At 63.4% G+C, this 17,808-nt stretch carries 8 protein-coding genes; 5 read left to right on the forward strand and 3 right to left on the reverse strand.

The features are described from left to right. Positions 1-52 precede the first annotated feature (52 nt). From Pan216_RS15060 to purL, 5 genes are all read left to right on the forward strand, one after another. The gene (locus Pan216_RS15060) at positions 53-1,363 is read left to right on the forward strand and encodes a 3-deoxy-D-manno-octulosonic acid transferase (RefSeq protein ID WP_419192554.1); all 1,311 of its coding nucleotides are present in this window, start codon (positions 53-55) and stop codon (positions 1,361-1,363) included. A 97-nt stretch (positions 1,364-1,460) separates the two neighbouring features. After that, positions 1,461-1,679 carry a translation initiation factor IF-1 gene (gene infA, locus Pan216_RS15065; protein ID WP_145258947.1) on the forward strand — a complete coding sequence of 73 codons (219 nt, stop codon included), beginning with the start codon at positions 1,461-1,463 and terminating at the stop codon, positions 1,677-1,679. 261 nt (positions 1,680-1,940) lie between these two features. Continuing rightward, the gene (locus Pan216_RS15070) at positions 1,941-2,501 is read left to right on the forward strand and encodes a DUF2617 family protein (protein WP_419192555.1); all 561 of its coding nucleotides are present in this window, start codon (positions 1,941-1,943) and stop codon (positions 2,499-2,501) included. 227 nt (positions 2,502-2,728) lie between these two features. After that, entirely contained in the window at positions 2,729-3,568 is an 840-nt protein-coding gene (locus Pan216_RS15075; protein WP_419192556.1) for a prephenate dehydrogenase, read from the forward strand. Next, a complete protein-coding gene (gene purL, locus Pan216_RS15080; protein WP_419192557.1) occupies positions 3,534-6,440 on the forward strand; it encodes a phosphoribosylformylglycinamidine synthase subunit PurL in 2,907 nt (968 codons plus the stop codon). The genes Pan216_RS15075 and purL overlap by 35 nt, the downstream gene beginning before the upstream one ends. A 58-nt stretch (positions 6,441-6,498) precedes the next feature. Here purL and Pan216_RS15085 read toward each other — a convergent pair whose 3' ends face one another. The 3 genes from Pan216_RS15085 to Pan216_RS15095 form a co-directional block, all read right to left on the reverse strand. Then, a complete protein-coding gene (locus tag Pan216_RS15085) occupies positions 6,499-7,395 on the reverse strand; it encodes a dihydroorotate dehydrogenase electron transfer subunit (protein WP_145258955.1) in 897 nt (298 codons plus the stop codon). Further along, entirely contained in the window at positions 7,392-14,282 is a 6,891-nt protein-coding gene (locus tag Pan216_RS15090) for a hypothetical protein (RefSeq protein WP_145258957.1), read from the reverse strand. The genes Pan216_RS15085 and Pan216_RS15090 overlap by 4 nt, the downstream gene beginning before the upstream one ends. A 118-nt stretch (positions 14,283-14,400) precedes the next feature. Next, positions 14,401-17,748: a hypothetical protein gene (locus tag Pan216_RS15095; protein ID WP_145258959.1), complete on the reverse strand. Its 3,348-nt coding sequence runs from the start codon at positions 17,746-17,748 to the stop codon at positions 14,401-14,403. Between the last annotated feature and the right edge of the window lie 60 nt (positions 17,749-17,808).

Consider the following 17,808-nt stretch of genomic DNA (forward strand, 5'->3'; position numbering starts at 1 on the left):
TTCGAACGCTTACCAAACTGACTTGCACCAACGCGCAGGGAAAGGATTCCTCGTGCCACCAAGGATTCTCGACGCTCTCTATCTGGCACTCCTGACGCTCAGCCTCCCCTACTGGCTCTTCAAGGCCGCCACGACCGGGAAGTATCGCGAGGGCATCGCCTCGAAACTGCTCGGCAAGGCACCAGAAGGGCTCGATGGTCGGCCGACCGTGTGGATCCACGCCGTCAGTGTCGGCGAAGTGCTCCTGCTGCGTCCGCTCTTGGGGCGACTCGAAGCGAGCTGTCCCGACTACCAATTCGTCTTGTCGACCACGACCAACACCGGTTACGCGGTCGCGAAGGAGAAGTTTCGCGGGACGCCCGTCTTCTACGCTCCGTTCGACTTCACGTGGGCGATTCGCCGTGTCCTGGGCGACTTGCAACCGAGCCTCCTGATGCTCGTCGAATTGGAACTTTGGCCCAACCTGCTGTCGGAGGCCAAGCGGCACAATATCCCCGTGGTCGTCATCAACGCCCGCATGAGCGAGCGGAGTTTTGGTGGCTATCAGAAGATCGCCTCGCTCTTGCGCCCCTCCCTGGAGGCCATCGACTGGTGGGGTGTTCAAGACCAGTCCTACGCCGGGCGAATCAAAGCCCTGGTCGGGCCATCCACCGCGATGACCGTCACTGGTTCGATCAAGTACGACGGCGTCGCCACCGAACGCTGGAGCCCCGACACGAATCGGCTACGCCGACTACTCGGTTTCCGGGAGGAGAAAATCCTCATCGCCGGAAGCACGATGGCGGACGAGGAGAGCATGATCCTGGACGTTTGGGAGTCGCTACGCCAGCAATTCCCCGAGCTTCGTCTCGTCCTCGTTCCCCGCCACCAAGAGAGGTTTGGAGCGGTCGCGCGGCTACTCGAGCAACGCGGGATTTGCGTGGTTCGACGTAGTCAGCTCGATGCCCCGCTCGATGCTCCCGCTCCCGTAACGCTGGTCGACACCATCGGCGAACTCGGCCACTTGTGGGGACTCGCGGACATCGCGTATGTCGGAGGCAGCATGAATTGCGGCCGCGGGGGCCAAAGCATGATCGAGCCCGCGGCGGTCGGGGTCCCTTGCTGCTTCGGCCCGGAGACGTGGAACTTCCGCCATACGGTCGCCCACCTGCTGGAGGTCCGGGGCGCGGTGGCCGTGGACGATGCCCGCGATCTGGCAGCAACGCTTGAGCACTGGATCCGCGCTCCCGAGGAAGCCGAAGCGATGGGACAGCGAGCCCGCGCGTTCATCCGTAGCCAGCAAGGTGCACTCGACGCCACGGCCCGCGAGATCGAGTCGCGTCTCGGCACCGGTCCGGAGGCGCAGCGCCAGATCAGCGCCTGATTCGAGCGGGCGTTCGCGGACAATTTATGTAAGATGACGGAATCCTTTTGAGGATTTCGCCAATAACCCCAGCCCATGAGTTTGGAAAGGAGCGGCTTTGCCCAAGGAAGAGTCCATCGAAGTCGAAGGCGTCGTGACCCAGGCGCTCGCCAATACGTCGTTCCGGGTCAAATTGGAAAACGGCCATCTTGTGCTAGCGCACGTGGGTGGCAAAATGCGCAAGAATTTCATTCGTATCGTCCCTGGCGATAAAGTGACCGTTGAGATCTCGCCTTACGATTTGACCCGCGGTCGGATCGTCTATCGCGCCCGCTGACGCGAGCGGCCATTCACGCGCACAAACCGAATCTCGTCGTTGGCACGAGCGGTAAGCTTCTGCGCCGTTGTCACTGTCCAAGTGCTCTCTCCATCGCGGCCGATCCTCGATGACGCTCCAATTTCGGAGTTTCGTTGGAAATTGGTGCCTCGCGGCATCAGTTCCACGGCCATCGTGTTATTGTTCCGTTTCGGGCCGTTGGTTAGGATTGAGTTCGGTGAGGACGCGACAGGGAGTTCGTGGCCGAGTAGGAGATGGTCGGTGAATTCGGGAGTCCTGCGACCGTACACGACGGAGTTGACCTACCAGGTCTTCGATTGGCCGGTCCATCCTGAACTCGTCGAGAGCCTCGCGCGCGAGGAGCTCGCCCGGGAAGGGTATCGGCTGGTCTTTCACCTGACGCCGGCGGGCCACCTCATGGAATGGCACTGGGGCGAGGTGGTTCTCGTCGAAATGCTGGCGGACCAAGCCCATCCCCTACCCGAACATCGCCAACTCTTCGGCCATCGCGTCGGCAACGAGCGCTCCGAGCAATTCCAACCCGCCGAATCGGTCAGCTACCAAACCTGTTTTCAGGTCGAGCGACTCGCCCCCGAGCTCTTTCTGCACCTTCACGACGAGCTGATGGCGGACGGTGAAAAGCAAGGAATTCTGCACCTGCTTCCCTGTCACGACCGACTCGGACTGAGCCCCATCAGTTTCGTCGACCTGCAATCGCGTCCGGGCAGCCTGCTCGCCCATATCTACCACACCTTTCCCGACGAGTTCGCCGTCGTGAAGACACAGACGCTGATCGAAGTGAGCGGCGAACAGGCCGCGTAGCCGGTTGGCCGACGCCGTTCCCCGAGATGCGGACCTCGCCTGTCAGTCCTCGGGTCATCTCGTACAACATCCCCCAACGAAACAGACGTCGTCACTCGTGTCGAGTGCTCTCGGTACCCGCCGGGTGCCCTGCCCGCGCCCGCTTGGTGCCGGCCCAAAGAGACTCCCTGGGACGACCGGGCGACCGAAAGACCATCTCCCGCGAGCGAGTGAAAGGATCTTGGCTCTTGTTCGATTCCGTCGGCATCGTCGGCGTGGGGTTGCTCGGAGCGTCGCTGGGGCTCTCGCTCAAGCAACGGGCTCTTTGCGAACGCGTGATCGGGTTCGGTCGGCGGAAGGAGAGTCTCGACATCGCCCAGTCCATGGGCGCGATCGACGAAGCTCATCTCGAGTGGAAGGACGTCCTCGGCTCGGTCGATCTCCTCGTCGTTTGTGTGCCGGTCGACAAGATCGCCTCCACCGTGGTCGCGGCAACGCCCCTGCTCCCTCCGGGAGCCGTCGTCACCGACGTCGGGAGCACCAAGTCCGCCCTGCTGGCGCGCATCGAGAAGGAGCTTGGCGCCGAGACCCGGTTTGTCGGGAGCCATCCGCTGGCGGGATCGGAGAAGTCCGGCCCCGGCGCCGCGCAGGCCGATCTCTTCGACGAGCGCGTTTGCGTGATGACGCCAACGGACCGGACACCAGACGATGTTCTCGCGACGGTTCGCACGCTTTGGGAAGCGGTGGGCATGCGGTTGCACGCGATGTCGCCCCAGCGCCACGACGAGATCCTGGCTCGTACCAGCCACCTGCCGCATGTGGCCGCGGCGGCGCTGATGGGCGTCGTCGAGGACGGCGACCTTCCGTTTGCCGCGGGCGGCTTGCGAGATACAACGCGAATCGCGGCCTCCGCCCCGGAGCTGTGGCGCGCGATTCTCATGGAGAATGCCGACGCGGTCGATTCGGTGTTGGCGGACTATGTCGGACGACTCAACGAGTTCCGCGTGGCGTTGTCGCGCGGAGATGCAGCGACCCTGGAGAGGCTCTACCGCGATGGCAAGCGACGTCGTGACACTTTGGGACATTAACATCCGGCATTTGCCCGAGAGTCCCGAGCGCAGAACAATCGACAATCATTCCCAGCAGACCAACGCCGATCTGCGCGAACTCGGCGCGATCGCCTCGGAGCGTTTTGGGGAAGACGTACCGGGCTGCGAGACCTCGCGCGGTTTTCTCCTCGAAGCCGAGTTGGCCGCCGAGGAAATCGAACGGATCGCCCATCGCCTGCTGGCCGACACGGTCATCGAGACGGTCGACGTCACGCAAATCGATCGCCGCGAGGTGCCGGCGAACACGATCACCGTCCTTCCCAAGCCGGGGGTCATGGATCCCGTCGCCCAAAGCGCTCGCCAAGCGATCGCCACGCTCGGAATCGCCGTCGAGTCGGTCCGGACCTATCGCCGCTACCTATTCCCCGCCAACGCGTCGGCGAAGCTGCTGGAGTTCGTCGCTCCGCGCGTGCTCGCCAACGAGGCGATCGAACAGGTCGTCTTCGGGGAGCTCTCCGCCGAACACCTCGCGCTCGGGTCATCGTACACGTTCGAGCGAGTCGTGGTTCCGATCAGCACGATGGATGACGCGGCTCTCGAACGGCTCAGTCGTGAAGGCCAACTCTTTCTCAACCTGACCGAGATGCGAGCGATTCGCGACCACTTCGTCGAGCAAAACCGCGAACCGACCGACATCGAACTCGAGACGATCGCCCAGACCTGGTCGGAGCACTGCTCACACAAGACACTCCGCGGTCCCTACACCTACGAAGGCGAACCGGGAGAGGGTGGCCTCCTCAAGGATACGGTCTTCAAGGTCACCAAGGATCTCGACCTCGATTGGTGCGTCTCGGTCTTCGAGGACAATGCCGGCATCATCCGTTTCGACGATGACTGGAACATCTGTTTCAAGGTAGAGACCCACAACCATCCCTCCGCGATCGAGCCCTACGGCGGCGCCAACACCGGCCTCGGCGGCGTGATTCGCGATATCCTCGGGACCGGCCAGGGCGCCAAGCCGATCTGCAACACCGATGTCTTCTGTTTCGCGTCGCCCGACTATGCCTACGAGGACTTGCCCGACGGGGTGATTCATCCCGCGCGGGTCATGCGAGGCGTGGTCTCCGGGGTACGCGACTACGGCAATCGGATGGGAATCCCAACCGTCAATGGCGCCGTCTGCTTCGACGAACGCTATCTGGGCAACCCGCTGGTCTTCTGCGGTACCGTCGGCCTTCTTCCCAAGGAGCGTTCCTTCAAGAGCCCGAAGCCAGGCGATCTGATCGTCGCCCTCGGAGGTCGGACCGGTCGCGACGGCATTCATGGAGCGACCTTCTCCTCGGGAGAACTGCACACCGAATCGGAGTCGGTCTCGGGCGGCGCGGTACAGATCGGCAATGCGATCACTCAGAAGAAGCTGATGGATGTTCTTCTGGTCGCTCGCGATCGCGACCTCTTCCACGCGGTCACCGACTGTGGCGCCGGAGGATTCAGCTCCGCGGTCGGCGAAATGGGCGAGACGATCGGAGCCCACGTCACCCTCGATTCAGCGAGCCTCAAATACGAGGGTCTCTCCTACACCGAGATCTGGATCAGCGAAGCCCAAGAACGCATGGTGCTGGCGGTTCCCAGCGACAATTGGGGCGAACTGCGCGAGCTTTGCGAAAGCGAGGACGTTGAGGCCCTTGTGCTCGGAACCTTTGAGGAAGGCGGGCAACTCCTGCTGACCTACCAGGGAGAGACGGTCGGCGAACTCTCGATGAAGTTCCTCCACGACGGGCGCCCCAACATCGTCCATCACGGCAAGTCCTCGCGAACCCCCCCGGCCCCCCTCGAGGTGCCGAGCGATGTCAAACCCGGTAAGGCGCTGCACGGTATCCTGGGTTCGCTCAACGTTCGCAGCAAAGAATGGATCATCCGCCAGTACGACTTCGAGGTGCAGGGAAGTAGCGTCGTCAAGCCGCTGGTCGGCGAGAGCGAAGACGGGCCATCCGACGCCGCGGTCATCGCTCCAGTCCCCGGATCGACCAAGGGAGTCGCGGTCGGCTGCGGCATCAACCCGCGCCTGGCGGACGCCGACTGCTACGCGATGGCGGCCTCGGTGATCGACGAAGCGATTCGCAATATCGTCGCCGTCGGCGGCGATCCCGATCGCTGTGCCCTGCTCGACAATTTCTGCTGGGGCAACACCGAACGTCCGGAGGTCTTCGGGACGATCTGCGAGGCGGCCTTCGCATGCCGCGACATCGCCAAGGGATACGGAACCCCGTTCATCTCGGGGAAGGACAGCCTCCACAACGAGTTCCAAACGCCTGACGGCCCGATCGTCATTCCGCCGACCCTATTGATCAGCGCGATGGCGATCGTTCACGATGTCAGGCATGCCGTCACGATGGACCTCAAGAAGAACGGCAATAACTTGATACTCGTCGGCTTGACCCGCGATGAGCTTGGTGGCTCGCACTTCAATCTCGTCACGGGCGCCACGGGTGGGACGGCCCCCACGGTCGACACGACGGTGGGACGATCGATCTTCGAGGCCGTTCATCGGGCCATTGGCGAGGGAATGGTCAGAAGCTGTCACGATCTGAGCGAAGGTGGCTTGGCGGTCGCGGTCGCCGAAATGGCGTTCGCGGGCGAACTCGGAGCGGCGATCGACCTTGCCGACGTGCCGACCAGCGAAAAGATGGACGCGATGACGATTCTTTTCTCCGAGTCCAACACCCGGTTCCTTCTCGAGGTGCCCCAGGAAAAGACCGACCGGCTCCTCAAGCTCTTCGGCGACCTGCCCATCGCGGTCATAGGTCAAGTGACCGAGGCGAAGGAGCTCTCGGTACGCGGCGCCGGCGGCGAGGTACTGCGAGAGTCAATCGCGCAACTGAAACAGTCTTGGCAGCAGCCGTTGAAGTGATCCACCGCGTTGCACTGGGTGCCGCCTTGCTCCCGCTTGCGCGGCATGCGAGAGAGGATCACATGTTCGGCCAAGAGATCGTCTCGGCGGGAAAGACCGGTCCCTCGATGCAAACGCGGCGAAAGTCCCATCCTTGCTCGCTCGCGACGTCGTTCACGGGACAAACGCAACTGAAGCAGACCCCGTAGCCACATGCCATCTTGGTCTCGAGGGAAACCCAACAGGGTATCCCCTTCTCACTTGCCAGGGTCGAGACCGCCCCGAGCATTGGCTCGGGCCCGCACGCGAAGACGGCGGTCGGCGGGTCGGACGTCGTTGATGCTTCGTCCAGCACCCGCGTCACAAAACCGCGTTGACCGGCCGATCCATCCTCGGTGGTGATGTGAAGATCGATGCCCGTCGCTCGGAAATCATCCACTCCCGCCAGGAATTCCGCGGACCTCACGCCGTAGCCGACCGTGATCTTTCTGGGACGGTTCACGACTCGTCCCGCGCCCGTCTCCTGGTGGATTCCGTAGCGGCGAAGTCCGAGGAGTTCCTTGATCAGCGCGACGAAGGGAGTCTGCCCGATGCCGCCGGCGAGGATGAGCAAGTGACGCCCCTGGTCCTCGGTAAGCTCGGGGGGAAAGGTGTTGCCCAGCGGCCCCCACAGTTCCAGCGTTTCGCCCCCAGAGAGAGCGGATAACGCTTGGGTACCCCTCCCCATCACCAGGTAGACGATGTCGACGGCGCGGGGTGTTCCAGCCTCGTCGACGGTGTCGTAGAGGGCGAATGGCCGAGCCAAGAGTGGATCCGTTCGGCCCGCGATCCGGACCATGACGAACTGTCCCGGCAAGATTCTAGCGGCGATGTTGGGCAGATCGATCCGAAGTCGATACGTGCCCCGCGCGATTCGCACGTTCTCCATCACGACGCCCGACTCTTGGATCGCGACGTCCCCAGCTTGAGAAATCATTCGGCGGCTATCTCCATGAAACGAGAACGCGAGAGCTGTGCGATCGTGGAGTCGCACAAGTCCTCACCAATGATCGCCGGCCGGAACCAACCGCGAACCGTCAGCCAGGCCGCGATCAACGAGAGCGCCAGGAGAAGAACGCCGACGAGTTCGACCCGGCCCACGACGAGCCAAGCGACCCCGAGGCCGGCCGTTAGCGCGGGCCAATAGAGCCGAACTCGCCACTTGAGTCCCGAGGCCAGCACGAGCAACAGGCCAACCAATGCCGTCCCCGCGTGGAGCATGCGTTTGTCCGCGCGTCCAACGCTCGTCAAGACGGAGCGCGACGACGCGATCGGGATCTCCGCGAGTGGGCCTGGAAGTTCCAGCAGCGTATCGTTGCTTCGCGAGTCGAGTTCGGGAGCCCCCCGCAACAGCGCGTTGGCGCCAGCCCTGGGAGCGACAGTCCGATACCCCGGAAGAGTTTCCGCCTCACGCTGGAGTTGAGAAAATCGACGCTGGAGCGAGCGCATCGTCTTGCGGGTGTCGCGAAAGGCGACCGGCAGCTTGCCATCGGCCGCGCCCGAATGGTCCGTATCCCAATCGGTCAGCGTCTCCCGCAACTCGACCTCGGCGCGGGCGGAGAGCATCATCTCCCGTTCGAAGGCGCGCCAGTTCTCCGAGGTGGGATTGGCGCTCACCGCGTCGAGACGATCGCGAGCTTGTTCGAGTCCCCGTTCGGCCTTCTTGCTCAGCCAACTCAAACGAGCGAGCGACATGTCACTCGACTTCTCGGGGGTCGCACTGCGCCGATCGATCCGAACCAGGACGTCGTGTTCCTGGGCACCGACCAACCACGGCAATCGTGCTCGATCGGTCAACGACGGCATGGTCCAGGTCAGCACCACCTCTCGCCATCGGCTGTCGGGAAAGACGGGAAACCGTATCCCCTTCTCCGTTCGCTCGTAGGGAATCGACTGGCCATCGAGAAGAAGTCGCTCCGCTTGCAGGGGCTTGTCGAGTTCGATATCGACGTGGCCGTGAGATTGTCCCAAGAGCTGCCAACGGCTCCCACCCCTGGCCCGACCGAGCGGGTCGTCGACAAGATCGACGTCGGTTTGCCAAGCCCGATACGAGAGAGCTTGATCGGGAGGAGCGAGCGACAACTCCAGCTTCCAATCGTCGTCGGAGGCGCGATAGGAGAGCAACTCGGCCTTGTCCGAGAGCTGAGCGTCGGCGAGGAACTTGCGATCGGTGCTGGGTACGGGTGTCAGCCCTTCCGTTTCCTCGAGACTCAGCCGAAGGGCCGAATCGTTGGCGATGATCAAGCGGTCCTTCTCCGCCAATCGACCGACCGGGGTCACGCGTGGAATCTTGAAGCGAAAGGGTGGCTGAAACTCGACGGTCGCTTGCCAATGGAGGGTGACCGGCGATTGTATGGGAGGCGACGCGCGGAAGAGCGCGATCCCCCCATCACCCGAGCGAGGACTCTTCACCAGTTTCAACGAACTGGCGTCCCAACGAATCAGACGCGCGATCGACTCGGGAACGCTGAACCCGATCTCGCGTAGCGCTCCCTGGAGGATATCGAGATTGATGCTCCCCCTGATCGACAACGACTCGTCGGTGAGCGCGACGACCGTGGTATTCTCGACGGTCAGCCGAGGCGGCGTCGCCACCAGCATCACCGTGAACGAGGGGTTGGGGCCATCGCTCTTGACCATCGGCAAGTCGTCGGGGCCCTCCTCAATCACGGCATCGACCGGCGTGGCCACCGTCATGACCCATCCCGACGGAGGAGCGAGGCGCCACGTCGAACTCACCTGATCGGCGCCGATCCAGTCGAAGTCGGAAACCAGCGAGGAGAAGCGTCTCTCGCCATCCTCACCCGACGCGACCAGTCGTCGCCTTCCCTCGACGCGAAGGTCCCAATCGGCCGATGAGCCGTCTTCGGACGAGTCGAGTCCATCCTCGGAACGCACCGTCAGCACGCGGTCCTTGACGCTCCAGTGATGCAGGCCCTTGCCAACCACTCGCGAGACGGTGAACCCTTTGGGAAGCCGCATCTTCGCCTGGAACATCTTGCCGGACGTGACCTTGAGCCGAAGCAGTGCCCCGACTCGCATGATCCCGAGACGTGGCTCCGGCTCGAGAGTGACGGTCTGCTCGACTGACCAGCTCGCCCTCGGCGTCCGGATCCGGAGAATCCCCCTTCCCGGGACTCCCTGGAACGAGACGGCTTTGTCGATGCCCAGGCCGAGTTCGGATTGATTGTCGCTTCGTTCGCGCGCGAGCGACTCCTGAAGCAACCAAGCTTCCTCGAACTCCCGAACCAGCGCTCTGCGGGTCCCGTTCCACTGCGCGTCCCCAACCGACCACCCCGGTGGAACGCGAACCGCCAACATCCCATCGAAGTCATTGACGCCTTCGGGAGAGGGAACGCTCAAATCGACGACGGTCGATCGAAGAGCCGCCACGAGTCCATGCAAGCGAACGTGGATGATTCCGGACGTCGGCGCATCGAGATCAATCATCAAGTGACGTGTGCCAGGCGAACTCAACTTGCCCGGCTGCGTCGTCTTGTCGGGGTCGGTGACGACGCGCCAATCGCGCAGGCCGTCGGCGTCGACGCGACGAATAACGACATCGTCGGGAAGTGAAATACTCAAGTGATCGACCGATCCCTCGGTCACCAAGTACTCGTAGTACGCCACCAAGTCGCGGGTGTGGGCGGCGACGTCCTGAAGCACCAGAGCGGTCGCGTCGACTTTCGCCGGTCCCGCGGAATCGGGATCGACGCTCCGCCATCTCAGTCGGATTCGTCGATCGGGTCCGAACCGGCCCACGATCGTCGCGGCCTTGTTTGCCGGCTTCACGCGCAAGTCGGTGGGAAGGGTCTCGGGAAGCAACTCGATCGCTTCCCCATCAATTGTCAGTTTCAGTTCATTCGCGGGAGCCGGCGGGATGTCGAAGTCGACCGAACGCGTGATGCCCGAGCGACCGACCGGGGTCAGGAAGCGGATGACGATCGTCGAGCGTCCTTGGCTCGCGACCGAGACGTCGAGTCCGGCATTGAGTCCCATGGGAGCGGGCGGCGACTCGGGCGACACCTCGACGCTGAGCGGTTGGACTTCCTGAAACGGGAGCGAGATCGCGACCGAGTCTTGATCGTCTTCGCCATAGGAGGTGACTTCGAGCCGGGCGGTCCATTTGATTCGATCGGTCATCTCGCGAGTTCCCTCGTAGCTCGCCTTGGTGATGACGATCGATCCCTTGGGATTCTTCCCCTCCTCACCCAGTCGCCGCAGGAGCTTCTCGGAGACGACGACCTGGTCCAAGTCCTTTTGCAGATCGGTCGGGTCGAATGGTACGAGAACTTTGCCGGGCGGCTCGCTCGTCGATGCGGTCCCGGGCTCCGCCGCCCTGGCGGGCGAACGCGGGATCGCGAAACAGACGAGGACCATTCCGACGACGAGCCAACGTTTGGCCACTGGGTGCTTGAGCATGATCAGGGCCGCGAACGCGAGTGAGGAGGCCCAGCCGAGCGACGCCGCGAGTTCCCCCAACTCGCTGCCCAAGAGCGAGAGAACGAGTGTCCCAGTAAGCGCCATGCCCAGTCCGACCCGGCAAACGGAAGAGGACCACAAGCGGGCCACGAAGAGCACAACGAGCCCACACACGAGCGCGGCCAGACGCCCCAGGCGCTTGGTCAACGATTCCGGAAGGAGCGCCAAGCGAACCGCGCTCACCGACTCCGGGTCCAATAGCGCGAAACGATGCACCTTCTGGGCGGTCGGAAGCGCGAGGTCCGTGTCATGCGAGCGCCAACCGAGAAGCGAGACGGAGTCGAGAGGGGCTTCGGTGTAGGCCGCCAGTCCCCGACTCTCCCAGACACGCGCGATCTCCTCGGTGGCGACCTCCCAACGCGCCGTCGTCGTCGTCCAACCTTCGACACTCAAGGGAAGCGTCGGCATCCAAACACCCCATCTGCTCGCGAGCGGTCCCCCGACAAACAGCTCCAACTGGTAGACCCCAGGCGAAAGGTCGGCGACGACCAGCCGTTCCTCGTCGGACGTATCGGGAACCAGGGAATGGCCATCCAGACGAATATCCCAAAGGGTGACCTCCCGCCCGAGTCTCAGCGTCAGATCGCCAAGCCTCACGACATCGAGCCGAAGATTGACGCGGTGATAAGCGCGGTCGCTCGCGAGCAGGCTGCGGCAATCCATCTCGACGGTCCCCGCGGGAGTCGTCGGGTCGACGGCTGGGGGATCGCCGGGCGGACGAAGCTCGACGCGAGCATCGACCGGTAGCCTGGAGTAGGTCGTCGACCAGAATGGCTGAGCACCGCGCATGGAATGGGACGAGGTCGTGTTTTTTCTTTGTCCCTTGGCGGACACCCCCTTCGCGACGACATCGATCGGACGATTGAGGGCGCTCGCGACATCGACCCGGCCGGTGAACGAGCCGGCGTCGCGCACCGCGATCAGGGGCACGCTCGCCTGGGAATCGCTCTTCTCCCAGCGCGCGGTGATGGCGACCCGGCCACGCGGCGACGGAGTCAGCGTCAAGACGTACACGTGGGGATCGGACTGGCGGGGGGGCGCCCTCGGCTCGACCGCGACCGGTTCGCCATCGACCTCCCAACGAACGTCCTCCGGCAGAGCTTCGTTGCTCTCCAGGGTAACAACTCGAAGATCCTCACCATCCGACTCGACGTCGATTTCGAGGACAAAATCGTAGGCGTCCGAACGGTAGGTGACCGTTTCGGTCAGCGTAGCGACCAATCTCGTCGTCGCCCGCTCGACACGAACGCGTCCCTCGCCCAATTGCGTGAAGTAGCGGAAAGTGTAGACGCTCCCCTCGGGCAGCGGTTTGGCCGACGCCGACTCGACCATCGAGCTTTCGTCGGGAGGCAGCCCTTCGGTCGTGAACCGGAGATTGGGCGAGAACCAGATCGTGTAGAGATTGCCGTGAGCGGGATTGACATATTGGGGACGCGCCACGGGCAAGGCGATCTCGCGTTCGTGTTCGCTCGAGACGGGCGTCGGAACGACCGGCGCCATCTCGATCCACGCGCGGATGCTTCCCCCCGCCGGGATCCCTCGCGTGAGCACCAACGTGACGACGCTTCCCTCGGGGGTCGTCTCCATCCGGTGCGAAAGGAGGTCTTGCGGAGTCTCGGACGTGATCCTGGTCACTTCCCACCCGTTGGGGATCGACACGCTCGGTTGGTGGAGCACGCCCGAGAGACAACGCCACGTCACTTCCGCGGTCAGGGTCTCCTGCTGGTCACCCACCTCCAGCAACGAGCGAACCTGGGCGTCGACGTCGGCGGACGTCGGAACCAGTTCGAGAACCGGCACCGACGAATGAAACGGGCGGATGATCCCGGAAAAAGCGGCGTCGAGAAGCTGCCGTCCATGCCACGCCACCATTCCCGCCGATGGAGCTTCCTGGGTCGACGCGACCCCGCTCTCGCTCCGGAGGTTGACGAACGCCTTGCCATCGTCGAGGTCCCGGCGCCGGATCATCTGGTTGATCGCGGCGAGCAAGGCGGCACCGAGGCTCGGCTCTTTCGATTCCTTGGACAACCGAGCGCGCAGTGACGCGGGCAACAGTGAACGAATACGATCGAGCGCCCTGGAGTTCCCCTTCGCGTTGGGATTGGAAAGCAGTTCCGCCAACCGCGACCCGTCGACCACATCGGAATCCGAAAGCTCGACGGCCGAGGCGATCGGCATGACGCCACCCGGTCCCAGCAACGAAAGAACGTAGTAGTTGTCTTGATTCAGTCGGGCGAACTGTTGCCGAAAGGTTCCGGTTCGTACCGTCGCCATCCGAAGCGAGGGGGCGACGCGGTAGGTGAGCCGCGATCCTCTCGGAAGGGCGTTGGCGACGCCGACGACGGGAGTGCTCCAGCGGGCATGGGTCACCGTCGGCAAGTCGGCGTCCAACGCGACCCGAAACGCCCCGAAGGGGGGCCGGCGAAACGACGCGACCCAGCGTACCGAGCCGTCGGCGCTCTTCTGTCGTTTCCACTGCGCGGGAATACTCGCCCGCAAGTCTCTGATGCGCAAGTCCTGGTCGGCGAGAAGGGTGACTTGCTCCACGGGTTGATAGAGCGACTCGAACAGGATCTCCATCGAGACGCGCGTGCCGGTCGGATTGATCGTATAGACCGCGTCACTGGTCCACGTCAGCGCCGACGACACGACTCGCTCCCCCTTCTTCCGGGGGGGGAGGAGTTCGATGCGGATCCAGGACTCGCCGCCACAGTAGAGCCTCCAGTCGCCATCGACCCGGTCGACCATCATCCGTTCGTCGTTGGCTCGCAACCGCCACCCCTTGGGCAAACGGAGCGTCAAACTCGACATGGCGCAGGAGGGGATTCGTAGGTCGAAGAGCCACGAGTCGTCGCGGCGTAGACGCGGCCCCACCTCCCACGCGATCTTGATGGGTTCCTTCAGCGGAGCGTTCGAACGAATCAGGAGTTCGCCGTCGGTCTTCATTCCCCACGTCAAACTCTCCCCCCGCGCGGAGATCGATCGGACGAGAAGATTCCAAGGGCCGAAGATGAACTGCTCCGCCTTGGTTCGAGGAACGGTCCACATTCCCTCGCCGACTAGGCGCCCGGTCTTGGGGTCGAAGCTCGCGCGCAGATCCGCGCTCACCGGGACCGCGGAGTCGGACTTGGCGAGGCGCTCTAGGAAGGTCTTGACGAGTCGGTCGAACTCCTGCTTGGTCAAGGTTCGCGTCACTTGATCGTCGGGCAGGAAGTCTCCCAACTGATTGATGGGAAGGTAGATCCACTGGAGTGGAAGCCGCGCGGCCTCCTCAGTCTCTTGCTCTTGCGCGCCGGCCGAACTCACGAGCAGGACAAGTGCCGCCGCGACCAGCGCTACCAAGCGTGACCCTAGCCACGGTGACGACCCATCGAGTCGATTCGACGGCTTGGCCCTTCTCACCCCGCACCGACTCGCTGCGGCTCGGACCAACGATCGAGTTGTTTTCCGGAGCCTTGGACTAGCGTGGATTGGAGAAGCTCCCCGTTGAAGATTGGGTGGCCGACATCGGAGTGGAATCCGGGGGAAGAACCCAGGACTCGGGGCCCTGCCCCGTCTCGTTCAGCGGCGATCCGAGAAAGCGTTGCCGGCGACGCGAGAACAACGGCCGCCCCACCACGACCAGGAGCCCAAGTAACACTCCCCACTGCGCCCCGACCCATACGCATGCCGCCATGCGAGGCGTCGCGGCCCAGAAGCCAACCCCGGCGATGACGAGGACCAGTGCCGCGAAACACTGGGCCGAACGAGAAAGTCGCGAAATCATCAATCCCACCAGGAGCGCCGTCCCGGAACAGACCAATACCCAGAAGGGCCGCAACACCGCGATGACTTGCAACTGATCGGCACCGGACCAAGTCTGGTAGATCGTGGTGAGCCCCCCTTCCGGCGCGTCGGTCTCGGACCAGACCAGTAGAGGAGCCGCCTCCTGCAACCAACGAGTGTTGGAGGTCCTTTCTCGATCTTGACCCGCCGACGACCACGCGATGTCTCCCGCCACCGCGCTCGAGGACGAGACATCCTGCCCCCACGGGGTCAGAAGAAACCGATCGGGCGCCGTCGTCACCGACCAACGCACTTCCTCGACGACGCTTCGCCCCAACAGTCGCGGGGCCCGCAACGTGATTGGACTCCAGGTCCCCAGCGTGTTCTCGAGCGTCGAGAGGTACGTTAGCTCCAGTGCGTGCGGAGCCCCATCGAGCGGCAACGCGACCCGACCCTCGTCGAGGCTCGAGAAGGTCGCTTCCACCAGTTCGCCGTCCAACTCGGCGGAGACAAACTCGTAGCCATCGGGCAACCGAAAGCGAACGTACGGGAGTCGGTGAATCGTGATGGCGAAGCGAGCGGTCCCTCCGCGACGACCATCGTTGACGAGGAACTCCTCGATCGACGCCCGCGGGACGATGACCGACGCCAGCGCAGCCGTCCGGTCAAGGCGAACGAGGAGTTCGGAAGTCGGTTCAGTCGCGACGAACTCCTCCCTGATCACGCCGCCACTTGAGATGTCCGGCGCCTCGGGCGAGGCACCGCGCCACGCTCCCAACGGCGTGACTTTCCAAGTCGGCTCGATCTCCATCGTCGCCCGTTCCGTCGACACCGCGACCTCCTGGAGCACGGGAAGCTTGATCGCCGTCCCCTTCTCGGTGGTCTTGGGAGTGATCTCATAGTCGATCTGAAACGGTGCTCGCTCGACGGGACCGGAGAAATGAATCATGTGTTCGTTCGCCGTCGCCGTCTCGTTCGTGCGAGCGACGCCGGAAATCGCCACCCCTCTCGCCCCACCGGGCACCACCACCTTCAGCGACGAAATCGGTTCGTGCCGCGAGCGGAGATCGAAGACCGCTTTGACGCGAAACGACCTGCCCACCTGCTGAACGTTGGCGTTCAGTCGAGCGGAGAGTTCCCTGGGCAGCCGAGCGTACTTCAGGGCGACGCTGGCTGGTCCCGTTTGTGGCCGGAAGACCCATACTTGTTCACCATCGGGTTCCAGCAAGGGCTCTTTCGTCTCGGGATCGACGTTGACGAACTTTTTGTCGTCGAAGGTGACGTTGACATTGGAAGCCGCCTTGACCGTCAACGTTCCCGTCGACGTCTCGAACGGAAGTCCCGAGGGGATCGGCAACGCGACCGGCTTCCCGGGAGAGGCGGGAATCTCACTCTCCAACGTGAACTCGACGATCCCTTCCACCGGCTCTCCGAAGAGCAGCGTCACCTCCGCGTCCCCCTTCTTGGGGTTGAGCTGCACGTACTCAACTTCGACCCGGCTCTCGGGAGTGATCTTCGGATCGGCCATCGCCTCGGGCACACGTACCGTCATTCGCTTGGCGGGCGCCCGTCGAATCGCCACGCGGAAGTAACTCTTCAAAACCGCTCGACTCATCGTTAGAGAGAGGACCGAGGCGACCGAGGCCCGGATCGTCGGCATCGCCTTCTCGACCTTGAGCTGCACCGACGCCGGTTGAGTGTCGAAACGAAACGCGTGACGCGGTTGCTTGACTTGCAGCGCCGGTTCGAGCTGGCTGATGGGAATCTTGCGAACGCCGCGGAGGGAACCGACGGTCGCCCGCAACTCTTGGCTGGTGTGGACGAGGATCGTGCCATTCTCGCTGCCGGCATTCTCGAGATGAAACGCTCCGAGTTCCAGCGGCTTGTCATCGTCGTAGCGCCACCGCTCGAGCACCGCCGACAGCTTGGCGGCGCCGGTCACCTCATTGGGCAGTCGGATCCGGAACCGGCCCGAATCGTCGTCAGTGACCATCTCGGTTTCGACCTCGACGGGTGTCCCGTCGACGGACACCGACACCTGACGAATCCGTTCCCCCGGCGGGACCACGAAGGTCCATTCCTTCGTCGGCGTGCGGGCGTCGATCGTCAACCGGGCGTCGGTTTCCACCTCACTATCGTCGATGTGGTAGGTGATGACCCCGTCCACGGTCGAGGCGCTGAACTCGTCGGCGATGCGATCGCCCGACACGCGCCAAGCGATGTCGAGCGGATCGTTGGCTCGCAGGAGCGGTTCGAGCCGTCGCTGGTTGTCGGTCAGTTCGAGCACCCCCTTGCGAGCGTCGTCCCGCGCGTAGGCGACAGGCGTCGGACTGGTCAGCTCAACCTTCTTAATCGTCGCGTCGGGAATGGAGAGCATCAATCGTCGCTCGGTCGGTAGCCGATCGATGGGAACGAGCAAATCGAGCGTGAATGTCGACTGCCCTGGTTCGCTGATCGTGACCTCGAAGGGGCCGCCGGGCGTCTTGGTGAGCCAAGGAATGCGTCCCTTCTGATCGGTCGCCCGAACGCAGTCCGCCTCGCGCAAGTCGAGATCGACGGTGACATCGCCCTTCGAGCGAGGATCGACTTGAACGGTGATCACGGCCTTGAGAACCGCTCGGCGTTCCTCGAGTTTCCCGGTCAGTTCGAAGCTGGTGATCTTGGCGACGTCGCGATTGCCGCCCTTGAGTCGCTCGAGTTCCTGTTCTCGACTCTCGTAGATCGCCTGGGGCACGGTGACGAGCGAAGGGTCCTTGACCTTGGAAAAGTCACTGTAGTGAATGAAGACAACGTTTTTGAACCTCCGAAAAAGGTCCAGAAGTTCCTCGCGGCCTTCTTCGGACTCGGTGGAGTCGGTCGCCGGCTCCTTGGAGTCCGACTTCTCCGAAGAAGGGGCTCGCGGCGGCCCCAACTTCGGGCGATCGCCTTCCTTCGCGCGCGAAGACTGCGCCTCGACGCCAGCCGCGCAGATCGCCAAGAACAAGGCCGAAAGCACGAGCACGACGGCCCTTCGGAGTCGATTCTCAGGAACGAAGCTACGCATGACGTCCTTGCTTCAGCAGATCCCTTGCCAGTACGCATCCGTCCGTATTGTACCGAGCGC

It is taken from the genome of Kolteria novifilia (genome assembly GCA_007748055.1).
Lineage (GTDB): Bacteria > Planctomycetota > Planctomycetia > Kolteriales > Kolteriaceae > Kolteria > Kolteria novifilia.